The sequence below is a fragment of the Sphingopyxis sp. FD7 genome (genome assembly GCF_003609835.1).
Classification (GTDB): Bacteria; Pseudomonadota; Alphaproteobacteria; order Sphingomonadales; family Sphingomonadaceae; genus Sphingopyxis.
This window is the reverse complement of the sequence record NZ_AP017898.1, coordinates 3,048,305-3,071,066: the sequence shown is the minus strand read 5'-3', so window position 1 is coordinate 3,071,066 and position 22,762 is coordinate 3,048,305. Positions and strand designations below refer to the sequence as shown.

The 22,762-nt window shown below is 69.0% G+C and carries 21 protein-coding genes; 17 read left to right on the top strand and 4 right to left on the bottom strand.

Features of this window, described 5'->3' with window-relative positions:
* Positions 1-98: 98 nt before the first annotated feature.
* The 3 genes from SPYCA_RS14860 to SPYCA_RS14850 all read left to right on the top strand — a co-directional run bounded on the left by SPYCA_RS14860 (position 99) and on the right by SPYCA_RS14850 (position 3,267).
* On the top strand, positions 99-1,370 hold the full coding sequence (locus tag SPYCA_RS14860; protein WP_120221585.1) for a S8 family serine peptidase: 1,272 nt from the start codon (positions 99-101) through the stop codon (positions 1,368-1,370).
* A gap of 96 nt (positions 1,371-1,466) precedes the next feature.
* Entirely contained in the window at positions 1,467-2,441 is a 975-nt protein-coding gene (locus tag SPYCA_RS19395) for a hypothetical protein (protein WP_197715351.1), read from the top strand.
* Positions 2,442-2,541: 100 nt separating this feature from the next.
* Positions 2,542-3,267: a response regulator transcription factor gene (locus SPYCA_RS14850; protein ID WP_120221584.1), complete on the top strand. Its 726-nt coding sequence runs from the start codon at positions 2,542-2,544 to the stop codon at positions 3,265-3,267.
* 167 nt (positions 3,268-3,434) lie between these two features.
* On the opposite strand, the gene SPYCA_RS14845 is transcribed toward SPYCA_RS14850, so the two are convergent.
* The gene (locus tag SPYCA_RS14845) at positions 3,435-4,490 is read right to left on the bottom strand and encodes an ACP S-malonyltransferase (protein ID WP_120221583.1); all 1,056 of its coding nucleotides are present in this window, start codon (positions 4,488-4,490) and stop codon (positions 3,435-3,437) included.
* A 111-nt stretch (positions 4,491-4,601) separates the two neighbouring features.
* The gene (locus SPYCA_RS14840; RefSeq protein ID WP_120221582.1) at positions 4,602-6,809 is read right to left on the bottom strand and encodes a dehydrogenase E1 component subunit alpha/beta; all 2,208 of its coding nucleotides are present in this window, start codon (positions 6,807-6,809) and stop codon (positions 4,602-4,604) included.
* Between the two features lie 175 nt (positions 6,810-6,984).
* On the opposite strand from SPYCA_RS14840, the gene SPYCA_RS14835 reads away from it, so the two are divergent.
* From SPYCA_RS14835 to SPYCA_RS14800, 8 genes are all read left to right on the top strand, one after another.
* On the top strand, positions 6,985-7,686 hold the full coding sequence (locus SPYCA_RS14835) for a DUF4129 domain-containing protein (protein ID WP_232003345.1): 702 nt from the start codon (positions 6,985-6,987) through the stop codon (positions 7,684-7,686).
* Positions 7,683-8,912 (top strand): DUF4350 domain-containing protein, encoded by a 1,230-nt coding sequence (locus SPYCA_RS14830; RefSeq protein WP_120221580.1) that lies wholly within the window; start codon positions 7,683-7,685, stop codon positions 8,910-8,912. Before SPYCA_RS14835 ends, SPYCA_RS14830 begins: the two co-directional genes overlap by 4 nt.
* Positions 8,902-9,864: an AAA family ATPase gene (locus tag SPYCA_RS14825; protein ID WP_120221579.1), complete on the top strand. Its 963-nt coding sequence runs from the start codon at positions 8,902-8,904 to the stop codon at positions 9,862-9,864. The genes SPYCA_RS14830 and SPYCA_RS14825 overlap by 11 nt, the downstream gene beginning before the upstream one ends.
* A gap of 184 nt (positions 9,865-10,048) precedes the next feature.
* Positions 10,049-11,359 carry a DUF58 domain-containing protein gene (locus SPYCA_RS14820; RefSeq protein WP_120221578.1) on the top strand — a complete coding sequence of 437 codons (1,311 nt, stop codon included), beginning with the start codon at positions 10,049-10,051 and terminating at the stop codon, positions 11,357-11,359.
* On the top strand, positions 11,356-12,396 hold the full coding sequence (locus SPYCA_RS14815) for a stage II sporulation protein M (RefSeq protein ID WP_120221577.1): 1,041 nt from the start codon (positions 11,356-11,358) through the stop codon (positions 12,394-12,396). The genes SPYCA_RS14820 and SPYCA_RS14815 overlap by 4 nt, the downstream gene beginning before the upstream one ends.
* Positions 12,393-13,259 carry an RDD family protein gene (locus SPYCA_RS14810; RefSeq protein WP_120221576.1) on the top strand — a complete coding sequence of 289 codons (867 nt, stop codon included), beginning with the start codon at positions 12,393-12,395 and terminating at the stop codon, positions 13,257-13,259. Before SPYCA_RS14815 ends, SPYCA_RS14810 begins: the two co-directional genes overlap by 4 nt.
* Position 13,260: 1 nt before the next feature.
* Positions 13,261-13,947 carry a nitroreductase gene (locus SPYCA_RS14805; protein WP_232003344.1) on the top strand — a complete coding sequence of 229 codons (687 nt, stop codon included), beginning with the start codon at positions 13,261-13,263 and terminating at the stop codon, positions 13,945-13,947.
* Between the two features lie 2 nt (positions 13,948-13,949).
* Positions 13,950-14,453 carry a hypothetical protein gene (locus SPYCA_RS14800; protein WP_120221574.1) on the top strand — a complete coding sequence of 168 codons (504 nt, stop codon included), beginning with the start codon at positions 13,950-13,952 and terminating at the stop codon, positions 14,451-14,453.
* 44 nt (positions 14,454-14,497) lie between these two features.
* Here the strand turns inward: SPYCA_RS14800 and panC are convergent, their stop codons facing one another.
* Positions 14,498-15,337: a pantoate--beta-alanine ligase gene (gene panC, locus SPYCA_RS14795; protein WP_120221573.1), complete on the bottom strand. Its 840-nt coding sequence runs from the start codon at positions 15,335-15,337 to the stop codon at positions 14,498-14,500.
* 84 nt (positions 15,338-15,421) lie between these two features.
* Here panC and SPYCA_RS14790 point away from each other — a divergent pair, with 84 nt between their 5' ends.
* From SPYCA_RS14790 to SPYCA_RS14765, 6 genes are all read left to right on the top strand, one after another.
* On the top strand, positions 15,422-16,231 hold the full coding sequence (locus tag SPYCA_RS14790) for a division plane positioning ATPase MipZ (RefSeq protein WP_120221572.1): 810 nt from the start codon (positions 15,422-15,424) through the stop codon (positions 16,229-16,231).
* Positions 16,232-16,258: 27 nt separating this feature from the next.
* The gene (gene pgmG / locus SPYCA_RS14785) at positions 16,259-17,641 is read left to right on the top strand and encodes a phosphoglucomutase/phosphomannomutase PgmG (RefSeq protein ID WP_120221571.1); all 1,383 of its coding nucleotides are present in this window, start codon (positions 16,259-16,261) and stop codon (positions 17,639-17,641) included.
* Between the two features lie 120 nt (positions 17,642-17,761).
* A complete protein-coding gene (lptB, locus tag SPYCA_RS14780) occupies positions 17,762-18,577 on the top strand; it encodes an LPS export ABC transporter ATP-binding protein (RefSeq protein WP_120221570.1) in 816 nt (271 codons plus the stop codon).
* Between the two features lie 147 nt (positions 18,578-18,724).
* Entirely contained in the window at positions 18,725-20,179 is a 1,455-nt protein-coding gene (gene rpoN, locus SPYCA_RS14775; RefSeq protein WP_120221569.1) for an RNA polymerase factor sigma-54, read from the top strand.
* A 276-nt stretch (positions 20,180-20,455) separates the two neighbouring features.
* Complete coding sequence (ykgO, locus tag SPYCA_RS14770; RefSeq protein WP_003046794.1) at positions 20,456-20,581, top strand: type B 50S ribosomal protein L36; 126 nt, start codon at positions 20,456-20,458, stop codon at positions 20,579-20,581.
* A 97-nt stretch (positions 20,582-20,678) separates the two neighbouring features.
* Positions 20,679-21,290: an HAD family hydrolase gene (locus SPYCA_RS14765; protein WP_120221568.1), complete on the top strand. Its 612-nt coding sequence runs from the start codon at positions 20,679-20,681 to the stop codon at positions 21,288-21,290.
* Here SPYCA_RS14765 and SPYCA_RS14760 read toward each other — a convergent pair.
* Positions 21,275-22,717, bottom strand: coding sequence for a serine hydrolase domain-containing protein (locus SPYCA_RS14760; protein WP_120221567.1), 1,443 nt, complete (start codon positions 22,715-22,717; stop codon positions 21,275-21,277). The two genes, SPYCA_RS14765 and SPYCA_RS14760, sit on opposite strands and share 16 nt — an antisense overlap.
* Positions 22,718-22,762 lie beyond the last annotated feature (45 nt).

Here is a 22,762-nt window from a genome sequence, read left to right as displayed (position 1 = left end):
TCGATTGCCTGTGGACGAAACGATGTCCTTCTATCGTTTCTTCCCTATCGTGCTATTTTTTTCGCGAAGGCGGGCGCTGCGCGCCCGGAAAGGCCGAGATGAGACATGTGATCGCAGCCATGCTGGCGCTATGCCTCCTGTCCGTTGCGGCGGGCCCGCGCGTCGCGGCGCAGGTTGCGCTGCCGCCGGTCGCGCTTCCCGACACGGGGCGCCTGCTGCCGGACGTGCCCGACCTGGCCGCCGAGCCGCTGGCGACGGCGGGGGATGAGTTGCGCCGCCTGCGGCTCGACCGGATCGCCGCGCTGGTCGGCGCCCGTCGCGCGCATATCGAGCGCGACGCGCGCGGCGAACCCGCGGTGCGCGGCGTGCTCGTCGCCATCGGCGCCGACGCCGCGATGATCGCGCGCGCACGCGCGGCGGGCTTTGCACTCATCGACCGCGAACGGCTCGACGCGCTCGATCTCGACATCGTGCGTTTCCGCGTGCCCGACGGCCGCAGCCTGAAACGCGCGCAGAAACAGCTCGCCCGATTATTGCCTGATGTCGAGGTCGACGTCGATCACATCTATTTTGCGAGCGGGCCGGGCGGCGCGCTGCCGGGGGCTGCGCTCGCGACGGCCGCGGGGGCGGACGGCGGGGCCGCGCCGCTCGGCCTGATCGACGGGGGCGTCGCCGCGCATCCGTCGGTGGCGGGGCGCGTCGAACAACGGGGATTTGCCCGCGGCGCTCCCGCCGCGAGCCGTCACGGGACGGCGGTTGCCTCGCTGCTCGTCGGCGAGGGCGCGGTGCGGGGCGCCGCGTCGGGGCAGCGCCTGCTCGCCGCCGACGTCTATGGCGCCGACCCCGCGGGCGGCAGCGCCAGCGCGATCGCCCGCGCCCTCGGCTGGCTCGCGGCGCGCCGCGTCGCGGTGACGACGATCAGCCTCGTCGGTCCCGACAACAGGCTGCTCGCGGCGGCGGTGGCGGCGGCGCAGCGCAAGGGAATGCTGATCGTCGCGGCGGTCGGCAATGACGGTCCTGCCGCGCCGCCTGCCTATCCCGCCTCCTATCGCGGCGTGCTCGCGGTCACCGGCGTCGACGCCCGCGGCCGCGCGCTTCCCGAAGCGGGGCGGGCGCTGCATGTCGACTTTGCCGCGCCCGGCGATGCCGTGCGCGCGGCGACGGGCCCGGCCAGCGTCGAACGGCTGCGCGGAACGTCCTTCGCCGCGCCGCTCGTCGCCGGTCGCCTTGCGCGCCGCTATCCCGCGGCGTCGATCGCGGCGATCGGCCCGGCGATCGCGGCGCTGGTGATGGAAGCGCGCGACCTTGGCCGCAAAGGGCGCGACAAAATCTACGGTCACGGCCTGGTTTGCGGCGATTGCGGCGGCTGAACGCCCCCAGGGCGATTTTTTTGGAAGAATATCCGCGGCGCCATCGTTCTTGCTTCAGGCCCATCCCCTCCGGGCCCCAATGCAGGAGTAAGGACAATGGCAAATCGCATTTTCATTCCGGCCCTCGCGCTTGCCGCGTCGGCCCTGGCTTTTTCGGCGCCGGCCGCGGCGCAGCTGCTCGGCGGCAGCGGCGGCCTTGGCGGCGGTCTTGGCGGAACGCTGGGCGGGACGCTCGGCAATCCGACCGGGCCGATCGGCGGCACGATCGGCAGCGCGGGCGAGCTGGCGGGTTCGGGCCGCGGCGATGCAAAGGTCGATCGCCGTTCGGGCCGCGTCGAAGGCCGCGGCAGCGCCGATGCGCGCGGCAGCGGTTCGGCCGACGCCAGCGGCAATCTGCTCGGCAGCACGCTGGGCGGCAGCGCCCAGGGGTCGGGCCAGGCCTCGGCCGGCGGCAGCGTCGGCGCGCAGGCGGTCGGCACCGATTTTGCTCGTGACACCGTTGGTGACACGGTCGGCGGCGCGCTCGGCACCGCGCGCGGCGCTGCCGCCACCGCCACCGGGACCGCGCAGGGCGCGGCCGGGGCTGTCCGCGACCGGGCTGGCGGTGCGCTGTCGAACGTCTCGGGCAGCGCCAGCGCCGCCGGTTCGGCCGCGGGCAGCTTTCAGGGCAGCCTTGGCCAGCTTGCCGCCGCCGGCAGCGGCGCGGCCAGCGGCAGCGGCATGTTCGCCGTCGCGCCGGGAATGCCCGTCACCGACCCGCGCGGCAAGGTGATCGGTTATGTCCAGGACGTGCGCCAGACGGGCCGCGGCGTGGTCGAGGCGGTGACCGTCGAGGTCGGTGATCGCGTCGCGACGCTTCCCGCCGCCAGCTTTGCCGGTTCAGGCGACGTGCTCGTCAGCGGCATGACCAAGGGCCAGCTCAAGGATATGGCGAAGGCGCAGGAGGAAGCGGGATCGGCCGGGCAGCCCGCCGCCTCGTCGGGACAGCCCGCCGCCGCGCAACCGGCCTCGGGTCGGCAGGCCGCGGGCGGACGCCCTCACGAACCGCGGAATCACGTCCGCAACAACTGACGCTGGCTGGATAAGGATCGGGGCGGGCCGCCACACGGCCCGCCCCTTTGCGTTGGCGGAGCGCCGTGCCGGTCGGCATGATCGTCGGCGAGGGACGGACGTGCTCCATTATGACGCCATCGCCGACATTGTTGCGCTGTCGCGCGCGCCGCCGTGCAGGCAGCATCGCCGGGTGACCGGAACCTGCGGCCATATCCACCTGATCCTTCCCGACCCGGTCGAGCGCGCGGCCTGTTTTCGCGTGCTGGCGGCGGGCGCGGCGCGCGTCGTGCGCGGCTTTGCGAGCGGCGATGACTGGCTCGCGGCGGGCGACGATCAAAGCTGCGCGGTGCTGCTGCTGCGCTGGGAACAGCCGGGGGTGAGCGATGGCGCGACGCTGCTTTCGCACGTAGCCGCGCGCGACGGCATCGCCGCCTTCGTCGCCGCCGAACGGCTCAGCGTCGCCGAATCGCGCGCTATTCTGCTGGCAGGCGCGCGCGACCTGCTGCCCGCGCCGCTCGACCCGCACCTTGTCCGCCGCGCGATCGACGCCGCGCTTGCCGAGCGCGCGGCGTGGCAGGCGGCGCGCGATCGTCAGCGCGCGGCCGCGGCGCGGCTCGCCGCGCTCACTCCGCGCGAGCGCGACATATTGGACGGCATCGCCGCCGGGCTCGGCAACAAGGCGATCGCGCGGCGGCTCGACCTCAGCCCGCGCACGGTCGAGGTCCACCGCGCGAACATCATGCGCCGCGCGGGCGCGGGCAATGTCGCCGAGCTGCTGCACCTGCGCTTCGTCGCCGAAGCGGCGCGCGCGGCGCCGGGCAATCGGGTCCATTTCGGCGCATGATCGCGCGGCCGCGGCGGCCGTTCTTGCGCGGTCTGCGCTATAAGGATCGGGAACGGCATGGCGCCCTTGTGTTGGTCCCCATTGGCGCGTCCGTTCATTCGCGTCCGGTCAACCCCACCTGGCTGTGCGCGCACGGCGGGGCCGGCAGGGAAAGCTCCCTGTCGGCCCTATTCCTTGGCGGTGACCAGCGCGCGCTGCTCGGCGCGCCCCATCGACAGAAGGATCGGGTCCGCCGCCTGCCGCGCCACGAACTCGGCCTTGCTGGCGATTCCCTGCCAGCTGATGCCGATCAGCGCCTGCGCGATCGCGCCGCCGAGCGTGTCGCCGGGGCCGGGCAGGATGATGACGTCGGGGGCGAACTCCCTGACCGCGACCTGCACCGAAAGGGCGAAATCATAGGGCGCGAGGATCTGGTGGCCGAAGGTGTAATCCCATAGCTCTGTCGGATCGGATGAAAAGCGCCGCCAGACATGGCCGCGCCCGTCGATCATCGGGATTGCGGGACCGCCGAACAGCGACGCAGGCAGCTCGGCCTTCGCCTTGTCCGAACTGCCGACCATCAGCGGCGTATGGAAGGGGCCGTGCCCCGCCAGGCGCAGCGGATCGCGCCCCGGCGTCGGCGGCGCTTCGGCGAGCAGCGCGGCAAGACCCTGCTCGTTGCCCGCGAGCACCAGCATCCCGGCAAGGTCGATCGACAGCGCGAGGTCGTGCCCCGGCCGCGCGTCGATCGCCGCGACGAGGCCCAGCAGCCGGTCGCGCAGCCCCGGCACCGGTCGCCAGTCTTCGTCGACGACTTGCAGCAGGATCTGCCCGCCAGGGCCGTGCGTCTGGCTGTTGAGCCCCATGGCATTGGCGATGCGGAACCCGTCCTCGATCGACACCGCGCCGCCCAGCGCGAGCGCGCTGTACCAGCCCATCGAATTGCCCGCGACGGCGACGACGTCATATTTGTCGCGGTCGATGCTGAGGTAATCGAGCGCGGTCGCGCTATAGATCAGCGGCGCCGCGACATCGCCGCGCATGTGCGTCGCGACGCTGAAGCGCTCGGCGCCGTCGAGTTCGCTCACCGTCGGCTGGCCGCGCATCCGGCGCTGGGCATCGAAATCGGCGATCAGCTCGGCGAAGCGCGCACCATGGAGCCGCGCGATGCTGCCGAGTTCGCCCTTGCCATAGGTGCCGCGGCCGGGCGCGACGACGATCGCGGTTTTCTTCGCTGCGGTCATCACAACCCCCTCATCCGTTCGTGCCGAGCCTGTCGAAGCACTGTTCTTCCTTCTGCGTCGTCAAAATATGGGATGGCCCTTCGACAAGCTCAGGGCGAACGGTTTTGAATCTCAGCGCCGGGCGAGGAGTTCGCGAGCCGCGGCGACAATCGAATCGCGGCTGGGCAGGGTCAGCGTCGCCGCCCGCCCCAGCGGGATGAAGCTGTCGTCCGCCGCGATGCGCTTCAGCCGCTTCTCCGGCGTGCGCTCGACGAACAGCGCCATCAGCGCCTCGCTCTGCGACCCGGTGATGCGGCATTCGTCGACGATCAGGATGCGCCCCGCATCGCCGACCGCGGCAACCAGCCTGTCGGCATCGACCGGCCCCAGCCAGCGCAGGTCGATCACGCGCGCCTTGACGCCGCCCTCGGCGAGCAGTTTCTCGGCCTGCCGCGACAGATAATATCCATTGCCATAGGTGACGATCGCGAGGTCGGTGCCGTCGCCATGGACGCCGACATCGCCGAGGCGGATCGGCGCGCCCTCGCCCGGCGCTTCGTAAACGCTCGTCCACAGCCCATCGCCCTCTTCGTGCAGGTCGCGGGTCATATAGAGCGCGATCGGTTCGACGAACACGACGACGCGCTGTTCCTCGCGCGCCAGCCGGACGCATTCGCGCAGCATCTGCACCGCGTCGCGCCCGTTCGACGGCACCGCAAGGATCACCCCCGGAATGTCGCGGAACACGGCCAGGCTGTTGTCATTGTGGAAATGGCCGCCAAAGCCCTTTTGGTAGCCCAGCCCCGCGACGCGGATCACCATCGGGTTGGTATATTGCCCGTTGGAAAAGAAGCTCAGGGTCGCCGCTTCGCCGCGGATCTGGTCCTCGGCATTATGGACATAGGCGAGGAACTGGATTTCGGGCATCGGCAGAAAGCCGTTATGCGCCATGCCGATCGCGAGCCCCAGGATCGCCTGTTCGTCGAGCAATGTGTTGACGACGCGCGCCGACCCGAAACGCTGGTGGAGCCTGGCGGTGACATTATAGACGCCGCCCTTCGGCCCGACATCCTCGCCCGCGACGACGATCTCCTTGTGCGCGAGCATCAGGTCGGCGAGCGCCCAGCTCAGCAGCCGCGCCATGTGCATCGGCTTGTCCATCTGGCCCCAGTCGCTGCCGAACATCGCCTTGCGATCGTCGCCCGATGGCGCGTTGGCGCGCGCCACCTCGCGCCTGGGCGGGACGAGGCTCGCCATCACCCCCGCCGCGCTCGTGATCTTGGGCCGCCGGATCGCGTCTTCGGCCTGCCGCGCCAGCGTCGCGCCAATCGTTTCATAGGCGTCGGCGATGTCCGCCGCGCTCATCCACCCCTGCTCGATCATCAGCGCGGCGCCTTTCAGCAGCGGATCGCGCGCCTCGTCGGCTTCGATCAGCGCCTTGGGGAGATAGGCCCCCTGCACGTCCGACCCGGCGTGGCCATAGAGGCGCACCGTCGCCATATGGAGGAACACGGGCTTGCGGGTGCGGCGGGCGTAATCGGCGGCTTCCCGCGCCCCTTTATATGCCGAAGCGAGGTCGGTGCCGTCGCACCGGATATAATGGAGTCCGGCGCGGCGCTCGAACTGCGCCTCGATCCAGCCCGTCGGGGTGCGCGTCGAAATGCCGATGCCATTGTCCTCGCACAGAAATATCAGCGGCATGGGAGAACCCTGGAACGCCGCCCAGCCCGCGGTGTTGAACGCCCCCTGCGCGGTCGAATGATTCGCCGACGCATCGCCGAAGCTCGCGAGCACGACCGCGTCGCCCGGCAGCGGCAGATCGTTCATGCCAAGGCGGCGGGCAATGCCGATCGAAAAGGCGGCGCCGACCGCTTTCGGCAGATGCGAGGCGATCGTCGAGGTCTGCGGGGGAATGTTGAGCGGCTTCGACCCGATGACCTTGTGCCGTCCGCCCGAAATCGGGTCTTCGCACGAGGCCGCGAAGCTCAGCAGCATGTCCCACGTCGGCGTCCCGCCGGGAAGCTGGCGCGCGCGATGCAGCTGAAAGGCGTTCGAGCGATAGTGGAGGAAGGCCATGTCGGTGACGCGCAGCGCCGCGGCGACCGCGGCATTGCCCTCATGCCCCGACGAGCCGATCGTGTAGAATCCTTCGCCGCGCGCTTGCAGGTGGCGCGACAGCCGGTCCATCTGGCGGCTGGTCAGCTGCGACAGGAAGATGTCGGTCGCCTCTGCCCGCGACAAGCCGATCGCGCCGGGGTCGGGGGCATCGGCGCGGCCGGGCAATCGCCCTTCGGCCAGCGCGCCAAGGAATTTTTCATGTACCGCCTGCGCCGCGTCCACCTGTCTCTCCTGTCGTTCGATCGCTGGTTGCCGTTGTAACCACCCGACCGATTTTGCCGGGCGCTAGAACGGGGCCGCGCGGCGCGCAAGCATCTCTTGCCTTGCCACGCACGCTCGCGCTACCAACTTCGGTGATGACCGAGCGGGGCGAGATCGACCTATCAACATGATATCCATGTGGATCGCCCAGACGTCGGCCGTGGCCGACGCGTCGCGCGGCGCGGGAGAGGGGGGCTGGCTGCTCGATCCCGAACTGGTCGACCCCGCCTTCAGCCAGACTGTTGCCGGGGGCGAGATCCAGACGGCCTTTCCACCGCCGCCTCCGCCGCCCGCGCCGCCGCCCGAATGGCTGACGTCGCTGTACGAGGCGATCGGCCGCTTTTTCGACTGGAGCGCCCCCGCGGCGAAGCCGCTGATGTGGGTCGCGGTGGCGCTCGTCGCGCTGTACCTCCTCTATCATTTCGTTCCCGCCTTTGCGCGCTGGGTCGACGCATTGCGTTTCCGCGCTCGCCGAAGCGATGCCGATGACGCGGACAGGGCGGGCGCGGCCGAGGCGGGCGCGGCGCGGGCGCTGCTCGCCGAGGCCGACGCGCTCGCCGCCGCGGGCCGTTTTGCCGAGGCGGTGCACCTGCTCCTCCATCGCAGCGTCGAGGATATCGAGACGCGCCGCCCCGGCCTCGTCAAACCCGCGATCACCTCGCGCGACCTTGCCGAGGCGCGCGACCTGCCGCCGGTCGCGCGCGGCGCATTCAGCCGCATCGCGCGCGCGGTCGAAATCAGCCTGTTCGGCGGGCGCGCGATCGACGCCGGCGCGTGGGACCAGTGCCGCGCCGCCTATGCTGACCTCACCGTCGCCAGAAACTGGACGCGCGCATGACCGATGCCGCCGCCGACCAGGGCTTCAACGCGCGGCTGATCGCGGCGGTCGTCGCGATCGGCGTCGTCGCGTTCATCGCGCTCTGGGCGCTGATCGCGCTGGGGCCGCAGATCGGCGGCGGCAACGACGGCGGCGGCCATGCGCTGTCGAAGGCGGCGCCGGGCTATGCCGCGATCGTCGACCTCGCCGAGCGCGCGGGCGCCACGGTCGAACTGCGGCGCAAGGTGGAACCGGGCCGCCATGACGGGCCAGATTCGCTCGTCATCCTGACCCCGACGATGCGCACGCGGGCGCAGGATATACGCGACCTTCTGACGGCGCAGGGCGACGCGCCGATTCTCGTCATCCTCCCCAAATGGGCCGCGGGCCGCGCGGGCGCCAGGGCGCCGAAGCCCGGCTGGGTCGGCAGCGGCATCGCGCTCCTGCCGCCGACGCGGCTGCTGCCCGAGGATATGTTCGGCCCCGTCAAGGCGGGCCGCGCACGGTGGGGCAATGACGATGCGCGCGGACGCATCGGCGGACGCGACATCCGCCTTGTCGAACCTGGTCAGCTGCACACGATACGCGGCGCGCGTCTGGAGCCGTTGATCGCCGCATCGGACGGATCGGCGCTGCTCGCGCGGGTGCGCGATCGCAATCTCTACATCCTCGCCGACCCCGACCTCGTCAATAATCTGGCCTTTGCGAACGGCGCCAGGGCCGCCGCCGCCGCGACGCTGCTCGATGCGATCGCCGAGGATGCGGGCGCCGACGGCCTGGCGTTCGACCTGACGCTGAATGGCTTTGGCGCGCAGCGCTCGCTGCTGCGCTTCGCTTTCGTCCCGCCCTTCATCGGCATCACGCTCTGCCTGATCGCCGCGGGGCTGTTCGCGCTGTGGCAGGCGTGGGCGCGTTTCGGCCCGGCGCTGAGGCCCGGTCGCGCGATCCCGGTGTCGAAGGCGGCGCTGATCGCGAACAGCGCCGACCTTATCAAACAGGCGCGCCGCGAAATCGACGGCGCCGCCGCCTATGTGAAGAGCCAGCGCAGCGCGATCGCCCGGCGGCTGCATGCGCCCGCAGGGCTGGATGACGAAGCGACCGACGCCTGGATCGACCGGCACCAGCGCGGCGGCGAGCCTTTTTCCGCCCTCGCGCGGCGCCTGCCGCTCGCGCGCAGCACCCATGAATTTCTTGCAGACGCCCAGGCGCTGCACGCCATCAGGAAGGATCTACTCCGTGACAGCTGATATCCAGAGCGTTCAGGCGCTCGGCGCCGCGATCGAGGGCGAGGTCGCCAAGGCCGTGTTCGGGCAGGAACCGCTCACGCGCATGGTGACGATTGCGCTGCTCGCGGGCGGCCATGTGCTGCTCGAAGGCCCGCCAGGCACCGCCAAGACCTTGCTCGCGCAGGCCTTCGCGCGCGCGACGGGGCTCGATTTCGGGCGCATCCAGTTCACGCCCGATCTGATGCCCGGCGACATATTGGGGTCCAACCTGTTCAATTTCCAGACGTCCAGTTTCACCTTGACCAAGGGGCCGATCTTCACCGAATTGCTGCTCGCCGACGAAATCAACCGCACCCCGCCCAAGACGCAGGCGGCGCTGCTCGAAGCGATGCAGGAACGCCGCGTCACCATCAACGGCGAGCCGCATATGATGAGCCCGCGCTTCACCGTGCTCGCGACGCAGAACCCGATCGAGCAGCAGGGCGTCTATCCGCTGCCCGAGGCGCAGCTCGACCGCTTCCTCTTCAAGCTTGTCGTCGATTATCCCGCGGCCGACGAGGAACGGCGGATCGTCGCCGACCATGGCGGGCGCTTCAAAAGTCCCGCGGTCGGCGATTTCGGTGTCGCGCAGGTCGCCGATGCCGCGGCGATCGGCGCGGCGATCGACACGATCGCAACCGTCCGGCTCGCCGACGAGATTGTCGATTATATCGTCCGCCTCGTCCGCGCGACGCGCGCCAGCGCCGACCTCGAATGCGGCGCGTCCCCGCGCGCCGCGACGTTGCTCGCGCGCGCGGCGTGCGCGGCGGCGGCGCTCGACGGGCGCGACTATGCGATCCCCGACGATGTCCAGCGCCTCGCCGCCGGGGTGCTGCGCCACCGCGTCATCCTGTCGGCGGCGGCCGAGATCGAGGGGCGCAGCGTCGAACAGGTCGTCGCCGCGCTGCTCGAACGCGAGGATGTGCCGCGGTGATTGGGGGCTGCATTCAATCCTCCCTGTCGCGCAGCGATGGGGAGGTGGCAGCCCGCAGGGCTGACGGAGGGGCCATGGCGCTACCGTCGCGGCCCCTCCACCACCGCCTGCGGCGGCGGTCCCGCTGGCGCTGCGCGCCGTCTGCGACTCCCCCATGCCTGCGGCACAGGGAGGATCTTTTGCGATGATCTACCCCACCCGCCGCGCCATCTATCTGCTGCTCGCGGGCGCGCCGCTGGCGCTCGCGCTCGGGCTGGTGCGGCCCGAGCTGTGGCTGGTCGCGCCCGGCTGGATCGGGGTCATTGTCGCCTGCCTGATTCTGGACACCATAACGGGCGCCAATCCGCGCCACCTCACACTCGACGCGCGCTTTCCGGCGCAGGTCGGCGTCGGCGACCCCTTCGACCTGTCGCTCGTCGCACGCGGCCGCGCCCTGCCGCCGCGTGCCGAGATCGCGCTGTCGCTCGACGAGCGGCTGGCCGAAGGCGGGCGGCTTGCGGGCGAGATGCGCCGTGCGGGCGATGCGCTCGTCCGCACGCTGTCGCTCGCCGCAAAGCGGCGGGGGCAGGCAGGGATAATGGCGCTGTGGGTGCGCTGGGCGGGGCCGCTCGGGCTGGTGTGGAAACAGCGCCGGTTCCAGGTCGATGGCGCGATCGCCGTCGTGCCCAGCCTGCGCGCGGTGACCGACGAGGGCAGCCGGCTGTTCCAGCGGAACAGCTGGTTCGGGCTGCGCCAGCAGCGCCTGCGCGGCGAAGGCAGCGAGTATGAGGCGCTCGCCGAATATCAGCCGGGTATGGATCGCCGCGCGATCGACTGGAACGCCTCGGCGCGCCACGTCAGGCTGCTCGCCAAGGAATATCGCGTCGAACGCGACAATCGCGTCGTGCTTGCGATCGACGCGGGGCGGACAATGGCGGAGCCGGTCGGCGGGATGCCGCGCGTCGACCGCGCGGTGTCGGCGGCGCTGCTGCTCGCCTATGTCGGGCTCAAACTGAACGACCGGATCAGCCTCTTCTCCTTTGCCGCCAGTCCGCAGGCGCTGACCCCCGCCTATATGCATGTGCAGGATTTTCCGGCGTTGCAGCGCGCGGCGAGCCTGATCGACTATGCGCCCGTCGAGAGCAATTTCACCCTCGCGCTGACGACGCTCAGCGCGCAGCTCAACCGCCGCTCGCTGATCATCCTGTTCACCGAATTTGCCGACGCGACGAGCGCCGACCTGATGATCCGCGCCGCGGGACGGCTGGCGCGCAAACATCGGCTGCTCTTCGTCGCCATGCGCGACGAGGAGGTCGAGGCGGAGGAGCGCCGCCACCCCGACAGCGCCGCCGACGTCACGCGCGCGAATGTCGCCGCGGCGATGCTGACCGACCGCCAGCTGGTGATCGCGCGGCTGCGGCGGCTCGGTGCCGATGTCATCGAGGTTCCTGCCGATGCGATGGCGGCGCGCGCGGTCGAGGCCTATCTGGGCATCAAAAGGCAGGGCAGCCTGTGATCCCGCCGCCGCCTCCCGCGCCGCGCGCGCTCGACGCGCCGAGTTTCTCGACCAGCCGCTTTCGCGCCGAGCGCGAAGCCGACTGGATCGCCTTCGACCGGCTGCTGACCAAATTGGAAAAAAAGGGCGCGAAGGGGCTGTCGAGCGACGAATTGCTGCAACTGCCGATCCTCTATCGCGCCACCCTGTCGTCGCTGTCGATCGCGCGCGCGACCAGCCTCGACAGGGCGCTGCTGGCGCATCTCGAGGCGCTGTCGATCCGCGGCTATTTCCTCATCTATGGCGTACGCGAAAGCCGCTGGAACCGCCTCCGCCGCTTCTTCCTCACCGACTGGCCCGCCGCCGTGCGGTCGGTGTGGAAGGAAACGGTCGTCATCGCGCTTATCATCCTGCTCGGCGCGCTCACCAGCTATTCGCTCGTGTCGAGCAACCCCGAATGGTATTATAATTTCGTCGACGAAGGCATGGCGTCGGGCCGCGACCCGCGCGCCAGCGCCGAATATCTGCAATCGACGCTCGGCCATGGCAGGGACGCGGGCGAGGGCGAAAGCGGCCTCCACATCTTCGCCACCTATTTGTTCACGCACAACAGCCGCGTGTCGATCCTTTCCTTTGCGCTCGGCTTCGCTTTCGGCGTGCCGACGATGATGCTGGAGTTCTACCAGGGCATCGGGCTCGGCGCGATGATGGCGGTCTTTGCGGCCAAGGGGCTGGGATTCGATTTCGGTGGCTGGCTGTTCATCCATGGCACGACCGAGCTGTTCGCGGCGGCGCTGTCGGGCGCCGCGGGGCTGCGCATCGGAACCGCGGTCGTCTTTCCCGGCGCGCGCGGGCGGCTGGAGGCCGCCGCCGCCGCAGGGCGCACCGCGGGCAAGGTGATGATCGGCGTCATCCTGATGCTGCTCGCCGCGGGCCTGCTCGAAGGCTTCGGGCGCCAGCTCATCACCGACACGATGCTGCGCTATGCGATCGGGTCGCTCATGCTGCTGCTCTGGCTCGGCCATTATTATATTCCGCGGCGCGGGGACGCGGCATGACCGCGGCCGCCAACGCCAAAGCGCGCGCCGCAAGGGCGAAAAAGACCCGCCAGTTCGTGACGCCCGAGGGCGTCGACCTCGAACTGCGCATCGCGGGCGCGGGGCTGCGCTTCGGCGCGCTGCTCGTCGACCTGCTCCTGATCCTGGCGGCGCTCATTCTCTTCTCGCTGTTCATGCTGTGGGTCGGCATCGCGTCGCAGTCGGACGTCGCCGTCGTCGTGTGGATGCTCGGCGCCTTTGTGCTGCGCACCTTCTGGTTCATCGGCTTCGAGCTCGGCGCGCGCGCGGCGACGCCGGGCAAAAGGCTGATGGGCATTCGCGTCGTCGCGCGCGACGGCGGACGCCTCACCGCCGACGCGGTGGTCGCGCGCAATTTGATCCGCGAGCTCGAACTGTTCCTGCCGCTGATGATGCTCGGCGTCGGCGCGGCGGAGGATATGGTGTCGGGCTGGACGATGCTCGCGGGCGTGCTCTGGTCGCTGACCTTGAGCCTGTTCCTGCTGTTCAACCGCGACCGGATGCGAATGGGCGACCTGATCGCCGGGACATGGGTGGTGATGGCCGAGCGCGCGAAGCTCGACGCCGACATCGCGGTCGATGCCGCGGGCGAGGCGATGGTCTTCACCGACGCCGAGCTTTCGGTCTACGGCATTTTCGAGCTGCAGGAGCTCGAGCGCGTGCTGCGTCACCGCGACGCGCGCGCGATGCGCGAGGTTGCCGACACGATCCGCGCCAAGATCGGCCGCCCGGTCGCCGAAGAGGATGACGTCTTCCTGCTTTCCTATTACCGCCAGCTCAAAGCACGGCTCGAACGCGGCCTGCTGTTCGGAAAAAGGCGAGAGGATAAATATGCCAGCGACTGACATGCCAGCGACGGACATGAGCGTGACGCAGGCGCTGCACCGGCGGCGCTCGGTCCGCGCCTTCACCGACCGGCCGGTCGACCCCGCGCTGCTCGAACAGGTTTTTGCGGCGGCGCAGCGCGCGCCGTCGGGCGGCAACCTCCAGCCGTGGCAGGCGACGGTGCTGACCGGCGAACCCTGGCAGGCGGTCAAGGATGCGGTGGCCGCGCGGATCGCGATGGGACGCGCGGGGCAGGAACCCGAATATGACATCTATCCGCCCGAACTGACCGCGCCGTGGACCGACCGCCGCTTCGGCGTCGGCGAGGCGCTCTATGCCTCGCTCGGCATCCCGCGCGAGGACAAGAGGGGGCGGCTCGCTCGGTTCATGGACAATTACCGGGGTTTCGGCGCACCGGTGATGCTTTTCCTGCATTGCTCGCGCATCATGGGGCCGCCGCAATGGGCCGACATGGGCATGTGGCTGCAATCGGTGATGCTGCTGCTCGTCGAGCAGGGCCTTGCCAGTTGCCCGCAGGAATGCTGGGCCATGTATGGGGCAACCGTGCGCCGGTCGATCGGGCTGGGCGACGACCAGATTTTGTTCACCGGGCTCGCGATCGGCCATGCCGACGAAGCGGCCGCGGTGAACCAGTGGCCGGTGCCGCGCGCGCCGCTGGGTGAAGTGATCGACTGGAAGGGATTTTAGGGATGAGCAGGACGAGATTACGCCACGCGACGGTAGCGGCGGGCGTTCTGGTGCTCGCTGGCTGCGCCGCCATCCCGCAACCCGAAGCCCCGCCCCCCGCGCCGCGGCCCGTCGCGCCCGCGCCGCCCCCCGCGCCGCTGCCGACCCCGACGCTGGGATGGGAAGACCGCGCGGTGGATCGCGGCGCGTGGCGTTATGACGCCGCCAGTCGCACCGCGGCCTTTGTGCCGACGGGCAGCGCCAACCCGCTGCTGACGATGGCGTGCAGCGGCGGCGGCATCCGCCTGACCTCGGCGCTCGACGGGGCGGTCAGCCTGCGCACCAGCGCGGGCACCGACCAGCTCCGCTTCGAGCGCGGCAGCGCGACGCTGCCCAGCCGCGACCCGCGCCTCGACCGCATCGCCTTCAGCCGCGGCCGCTTCGCGCTCGAAACGCCGGGTGGCGGTGCGCTGACCTTGCCGGTGCAGTCCGAAATCGGCCGGGTGATCGAGGATTGCCGGGGGTAATTGGCGTCGATTTCTGGGTTTACGGCTTTGGCACCAAACAGGGTCTAGCCTACCGGCCAATTGTCGATCAGCCGCGTCTTGCCGATCCGCGCGGCCGCCAGCAGGCGGGCGGGCTTGCGAAAGCTGATCAGCCGTTCGAGGCTATCGGCATCGGCGAGCGCGACATAGTCGACGCTGTCGAACCCGCCGCTGACGATCGCGGCCTCGGCCTTGGCGAGCGTTTCGCCAACGTCGGCGCCGCCCGCGATCGCCTTCGCCGCCGCGCTCAGCGCCGCCGGGAAGGCGGCCGCCGCCGCGCGCTGCCCGTCCGACAGATAGGTGTTGCGCGACGACAGCGCGAGGCCGTCGGTGTCGCGCGCGATCGGCGCGCCCAATATATCGATGCCGAAATCGAGGTCGCGCGCCATGCGGCGGATGATCGCGAGCTGCTGCCAGTCCTTTTCGCCGAAGATCGCGATGTCGGGGCGCACCTGGTTGAACAATTTGGCAACGACGGTCGCAACGCCGTCGAAATGGCCCGGACGCGCGGCGCCGCAATAATCGGCGCCGAGTTCGGCAACCTCGATATGCGTACTGTGCCCGCCCGGATACATGGTGCCGACGTCGGGCGCCCAGAGCAGGCTCGTCCCGGCGTCGACGAGCAGCGCGGCGTCGCGCGCCTCGTCGCGCGGATAGGCGGCAAAATCCTCATTCGGCCCGAATTGCGTCGGATTGACGAAAATCGACACGACGGCGTGATCGGCGACGCGCCTTGCCATGCGGACGAGCGAAAGATGGCCGTCGTGCAGCGCGCCCATGGTCGGCACCAGCGCGACGCTCCTGCCGCCCTGTTTCAGTGCCGTAACGGCACGGTGGAGCATTGCGATGTCACGGATGATTTGCACGGCCGGGCGCCCTCCGATATTGGCGGCGCTGAGACACCACCGATGCGGCCCCCATGCGCCGCCAACAGGAAAATCGCAACGCTCATGACGACGCCCGCACCGCACCGCATCATCTTTGCCAATGAAAAGGGCGGGACGGGCAAATCGACCTGCGCCGTGCATTTCGCGGTTGCGCTGGCGAGCCAGGGCTGGCGCGTCGCGGGGATCGACCTCGACCCGCGCCAGCGCACCTTTCACCGCTATCTGGAGAATCGCGAACAGACCGCGAAGCGGCGCGACATCGTGCTGCCGACCCCGCAGTTCGAGGTGTTCGAGGGATCGACGATCGAAGAACTCGACGCGCAGGTCGCGCGATTGTCGGAAGGGGTCGATTATTTCATCGCCGACACGCCGGGGCGCGACGATGTCTTCGCACGCCATCTCGCCACCAGCGCCGACACGCTGATCACGCCGATCAACGACAGCTTCATCGATTTCGACCTGATCGGCCAGGTCGATCCCGAAACGTTTCAGGTGACGCGGCCGAGCTTCTATTCCGAACTCATCTGGGACACGCGCAAGGCGCGCGCGAAGAGCGACGGGCGGACGATCGACTGGATCATTTTGCGCAACCGCCTCCAGCATGTCGACGCGCACAATATGCGCCGCGTCGGCGAGGCGCTGAACCAGTTGTCGCGCCGCGTCGGCTTTCGCGTCATCCCGGGGCTCGGCGAGCGCGTCATCTATCGCGAGCTTTTCCCGGCCGGCCTCACCCTGCTCGACAAGGCGCATCTTGGCGGCATGGGGATCGGCCATGTCGTCGCACGGCAGGAACTTCGCGAGGCGATGGGCGGCCTCAACCTGCCCGCGCGCGAGCGGCTGCACCCCGACGGCGATCTCTTCGCCGCCGCCTGACCTTCTCTCCCGCAAAGAGGATCGACGATGAGCCATGATTTCCATCCGACGATGCTGCGCGAATATGATATTCGCGGCGTCGTCGGCGACACGCTGTCCGACAAGGATGCCTATGCCATCGGCCGGAGCTTCGCGACGCTGATCCGCCGTGCAGGCGGTCGGCGTATCGCGGTCGGCTATGACGGGCGGCTTTCATCGCCGATGCTCGCCGAGGCGCTGGTCGCGGGGATCAATGCCGCCGGGGTCGATGCGCTGAACGTCGGGCTGGGGCCGACGCCGATGCTCTATTATGCCGCGTCAACCGAGCAGGTCGATGGCGGCATACAGATAACCGGCAGCCACAATCCCCCCGACTATAATGGCTTCAAGATGGTGTTTCAGGGGCGTCCCTTCTTCGGCGCCGACATCCGGCGGATCGGCGAAATGGCCGCGGCGGGCGACTGGGAGGCGGGCGAAGGCGCGGCGGAGAGCATCGACGTCGTCGACGCCTATGTCGACCGGCTGATCGAGGGCTTTGCCGGGGGCGCGTTCCGCATCGGCTGGGATGCGGGTAACGGCGCGGCAGGCGCCGTCATCGAAAAGCTCACCGCCAGGCTTCCGGGCGAGCACCACCTGCTTTTCACCGACATTGACGGGCATTTCCCGAACCATCATCCCGATCCGACCGAGGAGAAGAACCTCGCCGATCTCAAAAGGCTCGTCGCCGAGAAGAATCTCGATTTCGGCGTCGCTTTCGATGGAGACGGCGACCGCATCGGCGCGATCGACGGCCAGGGCCGGGTGATCTGGGGCGACCAACTGCTGCAAATCTATGCCGCCGCGGTGCTGAAGGACCTGCCCGGCGCGACGGTGATCGCCGATGTGAAGGCGAGCCAGGCGCTGTTCGACCGCGTCGCCGAGCTTGGCGGCACGCCCTTGATGTGGAAAACCGGCCACAGTCTCATCAAGGCGAAAATGAAGGAAACGGGCAGCCCGCTCGCGGGCGAGATGAGCGGACATATTTTTTTCGCCGACCGCTATTTTGGCTATGACGACGCGCCCTACGCGGCGGTGCGGCTGATCGAGGCGGCGACGAAGCTGGGCAAGAGCGTCACCGACCTGCGCGGTTCCATGGCGCCGATGGTCAACACCCCCGAAATGCGCTTTCAGGTCGACGAGGTCCGCAAATTCGCCATTGTGGAGGAAGTTCTGGAGCGCCTGACCGCGGCGGGCGCGCGCGTCGACCGCACCGATGGCGCGCGCGTGATGACGGGCGACGGCTGGTGGCTGCTCCGGGCCTCGAACACGCAGGACGTGCTCGTCGCGCGCGCCGAGGCGACCGACGAGGAGGCGCTGGCGCGGCTGCTGGCGGCGATCGACGAGCAGCTGGCGCTGTCGGGTGTCGTGCGCGGGGAAAGCGTGGGGCATTAGCGGGATGACGCCCTCCCCTGAAGGGGAGGGGCTTCAGAGATGCAATAAGCTTGCCAGATTGACCATGGCGCCGCCGCTGGGGTAACGCGGCAGCGAAGCCAGACGGGAACCGACCGCTTTATGACCGACGACGAATCCATTGCGGGCACGCTGACCGAAAATGATCATGGCGTCGCCGAGCATCGCGCGCACGTCCGCGACGACGCCGCGGCGGGCAATGGCCTGGCGGTCATTTCGATCGCCAAAAGCTATGACAGACGCGTCGTGCTGTCGGACGTCTCGCTGTCGGTCGGCAAGGGCGAAGTCGTCGGGCTGCTCGGCCCCAATGGCGCGGGCAAAACCACCTGCTTCTATTCGATCATGGGGCTGGTAAAGCCCGACGCGGGGCGCATCATGCTCGACGGCGCCGACATCACCGCGCTGCCCATGTATCGCCGCGCGATCCTCGGCCTTGGCTATCTGCCACAGGAAACGTCGATTTTTCGCGGCATGACGGTGGCGCAGAATATCGAGGCGGTGCTCGAGCTGGCCGAGCCCGACAGGATCGCACGCGAACGGCGGCTCGAGGAGCTGCTCGACGAGTTCGGCCTCACGCGGCTGCGCGATGCGGCGGCGATGGCGCTGTCGGGCGGCGAACGGCGCCGCGCCGAAATCGCCCGCGCGCTCGCCGCCAACCCCTCGATCATCCTGCTCGACGAACCCTTTGCGGGCATCGACCCCCTGTCGATCAGCGATATTCGCGACCTTGTCGCCGATTTGAAGACGCGCGGCATCGGCGTGCTCATCACCGACCATAATGTGCGCGAGACGCTCGACCTCGTCGATCGCGCGTGCATCATCTATGACGGCAAGGTGCTGCTGGCGGGATCGCCCGCCGAACTCGTCGCCGATCCCGAAGTGCGGCGCCTCTATCTGGGCGAGGGCTTCTCGCTGTGACGGCCGGGGACTTTTTCCGTAAAGAAAATCCGTGTGTCCCCGCGAAGGCGGGGGTTCATCGCCGGTGGGTTCAAAATAGCGCCGACCGGAGATGGGCTCCCGCCTTCGCGGGAGCACGGGGGTGTGTGACAAGATAGAACGGCTTTGATGGCGTTGGGTCCGCGCCTCGATCTCCGCCAGTCGCAATCGCTGGTGATGACGCCGCAGCTCCAGCAGGCGATCAAACTGCTCGCCCTGTCGAACCTCGAGCTTGAAGCCTATCTGGCCGAGGCGCTCGAGGGCAATCCGCTGCTCGACACGGGCGCGGCGGACGGCGACAATGGCGCCGACGAACCGGGCGACGACGCGCCGCCGGTTGCCGAAACGCCCGCCGACACCGACCAGGCGATGACGTCCGATAGCGGCACCGCCGACGAGCTCGACGTCGATTTCGCCGAGGAGCGTTTCCACCACGACAGCGCGAGCGACAGCGTCGGCCTGTCGGGGGCGGGCGAGGATGTCGATTTCGACAGTTTCGCCGAGGCCCAGGGGACGCTCCACGACCATCTGCTCGCGCAGGTCGGCGAGCGGCTGGACGGGATCGAGGCGATCGTCGCGGGTCAGCTCGTCGCGCTGATCGACGAGGCCGGCTATCTGCGCGCCGACCTGGCCGAACTTGCCGCGCAGCTCGGCGTGCCGCTGGCGCTGGTCGAGGCGGTGCTGGACGTGATCCACGGTTTCGATCCCGCGGGCGTCGGCGCGCGCGACCTCGCCGAATGTATCGCGATCCAGGCGCGCGAGGCCGACCGCTATGATCCGGCGATGGCGACGATGATCGCGCATCTCGACCTTGTCGCCAAGGGCGCCTTCGCGCAATTGAAGCGCATCTGCGGCGTCGATGACGAGGATCTGGCCGACATGATCCGCGAGCTTCGCGGCTATGATCCCAAACCGGGCCTCAAGTTCGACGGCGCGCCCGCGCAGGCGGTCGTCCCCGACCTGTATGTCCGGCGGACGGCGGCGGGCTGGGCGGTCGAAGTGAACAGCGGCACCTTGCCGCGCCTGCTCGTCAACCGCCGTTATTATAACGAGCTGGCCGCGGGCGCGGCGGCGAAAAACAAGGCGTGGCTGTCCGAGCAGCTCGCGGGCGCCAACTGGCTGGTGCGCGCGCTCGACCAGCGGCAGCGCACGATGGTCAAGGTCGCGAGCGAGATCGTCAAACAGCAGGAGGGATTTTTCCTCCACGGCGTCGCGCATATGCGCCCGCTGACCCTGCGCCAGGTCGCCGAGGCGATCGGGATGCACGAATCGACCGTCAGCCGCGTCACCAGCAACAAATATCTCTCCTGCCCGCGCGGATTGTTCGAACTCAAATATTTCTTCTCGTCGGGCATCGCGGCGACCGAAGGCGACGGCGCGGTGTCGGCCGAGGCGGTCAAGAGCCGGATCAAGGCGATGATCGAAGGCGAGGATGCGCGCGCGATCCTGTCCGACGAGACCATCGCGCAGAAGCTGGCGGCCGAAGGATTCGACATTGCGCGGCGCACCGTCGTCAAATATCGCGAGGCGATGGGCTATGGCTCATCGGTGCAAAGGCGACGACAGAAGGCGCTGGCCGGTTAGACATTGATTCGCGCAGAGAGCGCAGAGAGCGCAGAGATTTTTGTTCACGCGGAGCCGCGGAGACGCGGAGGAAAAAGGAGATTGGCGGCTTTACCGCCCTTTTTTCTCGTCTCTGCACACTCTGCGATCTCTACGCTAATATCCTCTTCTCCGCGCCTCCGCGTCTCCGCGTGAACTTTTGAGCCGTTAGCACTTCATGCGACGGTTGACTTTTTCGGCTCATCCCCATAGTTGCGCCGCTTCGCGTCAACACGCCAAGATTTACGGACAAGAACGATGAAGATTCGCAACAGCCTGAAGTCGCTGAAGGACCGCCACCGGGACAACCGCGTGATCCGCCGCCGTGGCCGGACCTATGTGATCAACAAGACCAACCGCCGCTTCAAGGCGCGCCAGGGCTGATTGTCCTGCCGGGGCTTTTGTCGCCCCGCGTGCATTTGCGAGTCAGCGTGACGCCGTCGGATGCTTCCGGCGGCGCTTTCGCGCGTGTGGAGCAGCCATGATTCGCCGATCTGTGATCTTCGATGTCGGTCGCGTCCTGTTCGACTGGGATCTGCGCCATCTGTTCGCCAAGCTGATCGACGACGAGGCCGAACTGGAATGGTTCCTGACCAACGTCGTGACGCCGCAGTGGCATTACCAGCACGACGCGGGCCGTCCGCTCGCCGATATGCTGCCCGAGCTCAAGGCCGACTTTCCCGATCATGCCGCGCTGATCGACGCCTATGCCGCGCGCTTCAACGAGACGATCCCGGGGCCGGTGCCGGGCAGCCTCGAACTGGTCGAACGGCTTGACGATGCGGCTGTGCCGTTGTTCGCGATCACCAATTTCGGCCATGAGTTCTGGGAAGGCTTCCGCCCGACCCAGCCGGTGTTCGACCGCTTTCAGGGCATTGTCGTGTCGGGCGCCGAGAAATTGACGAAGCCCGATCCCGCAATCTACCGCCTTGCGATCGAGCGATTCGGCATCGACCCAGCGGGCGCGCTGTTCATTGACGATGTGCCGGCCAATGTCGCTGCCGCCGAATCGGTTGGCATGGCGGGGCATGTTTTCGCGGGCGCAGCGGCGCTCGAACAAGAGCTTCGGGCGCGTGCCTATCTGCCCGGCTGATCGAAGCGCAGAACCAGCCGCCGTGTCGCGGTGACGTCGGCGGCAAAACTGCCGTCGGCCTGCGCGCGAAGATCGGCTATGCCGAAGGGGTTGACGAGTCCCGCGCGCGCCAAACCTCCCCTGGCATCGAGCCCGACGATCGTGAGCGCGGCGTCGGTGCGCTGCGGCGCGGTTCCGAAATAGGCGCGCATGGCCGGATGCTGCTCGGCGATCCCGATGCACAGCCCCTGTTCGAGCCGAAAGCGGACGACGCCCGCGACCGCCGAATCGCCGAACGTGCCGCTGTAACGCCGCGCGCCGCGCGGACAGGGGGCCGAAACGAGCCCGGCGGGAACAGCACGGAAAGGCGCGGCGATCATCTGCGCGGTGGGCTCCATGCGCGACACCCAGGAGGCGTTGGAAAGCAGGCTGACCGCGGTGCGTTCGCCGCGCCACAGGCCGATCGTGCTGCGCGCGCCAAGCGTGACGCCATTGTGGTGCACGAAAGCCGCGCCGTCCGAATCGACGCCGATGCGCCAGCCGAAGCCGACACTGTAGCCGTCCTCGCCGGCGAGGTTGCCGTCAGCGAGCCGCACCGGCACCAGCATCGCGTCGAAGCTTTCGGGGCGCACCACGCGACCGTCGATCATCCGCCCGCCGAAAGCGGCGACCGCGCTTGCGGTGCCGCCCAGCCCCCCGCCGCCCCAGGTGTAGCTGTAGTCGTGACGCGGCGCTTCGATGACGCGGCCCTGGTCGAAGCCATAGGCACGCGCAGCATGAGCATCGCCGCTGTCCGTCGCGTCGGCGCGGATCGCCAGCCCCGGCGCGACCTCGGCCGCCACATGGTCGGGAAAAGAACGCCCTGCCGCCTGCTCCACCATTGCGCCGAGCAGCGTATAGCCCCACGACGAATAGCTGTAGGCGGTTCCCGGCGGGCTGAGCAGGTCGCGTCCGGCGAAGATCGCGACGGCGTCGCGCCCGGTGGCATAGCGGCGCGATCCGCGGGTCGCATCGACCGGCTGATAATGCGGCAAGCCGGAAACATGCGCGGCGAGCTGGCGCGGGGTGATCGCCGGCCAGTTTGCCCCAAGCCACGGCAACTGACGCTGCACCGGCGCGTCGAGGTCGATCCGCCCCTGTTCGGCGAGTCGCGCCACCGCGGCGACCGTGAAGACCTTCGATACGCTCGCCAGCCGGAACAAGGTGTCGCGCGTGACCGGCGCGCCGCTGGCGAGGTCGCGCTGTCCACTCGCACCATCCCATATGATCCGCCCGTCCCGCCACACCGCCGCCGCCATGCCGGGCACGCCATTGGTTTCGCGCAATGTGTCGAGCAGACGCTGCGCAATCCTGCCCCCATCGGGGCTGTCTTCGGCTCTGGCCGACGCGGCGTCGGCATCGAAGGCGAGAATGGCAAGCAGGACCGCAATCGACGATATTCGGGACATCAGACCCCTCCCTTCAGCGTTCGGGAGACATCGACCGGGGACGTC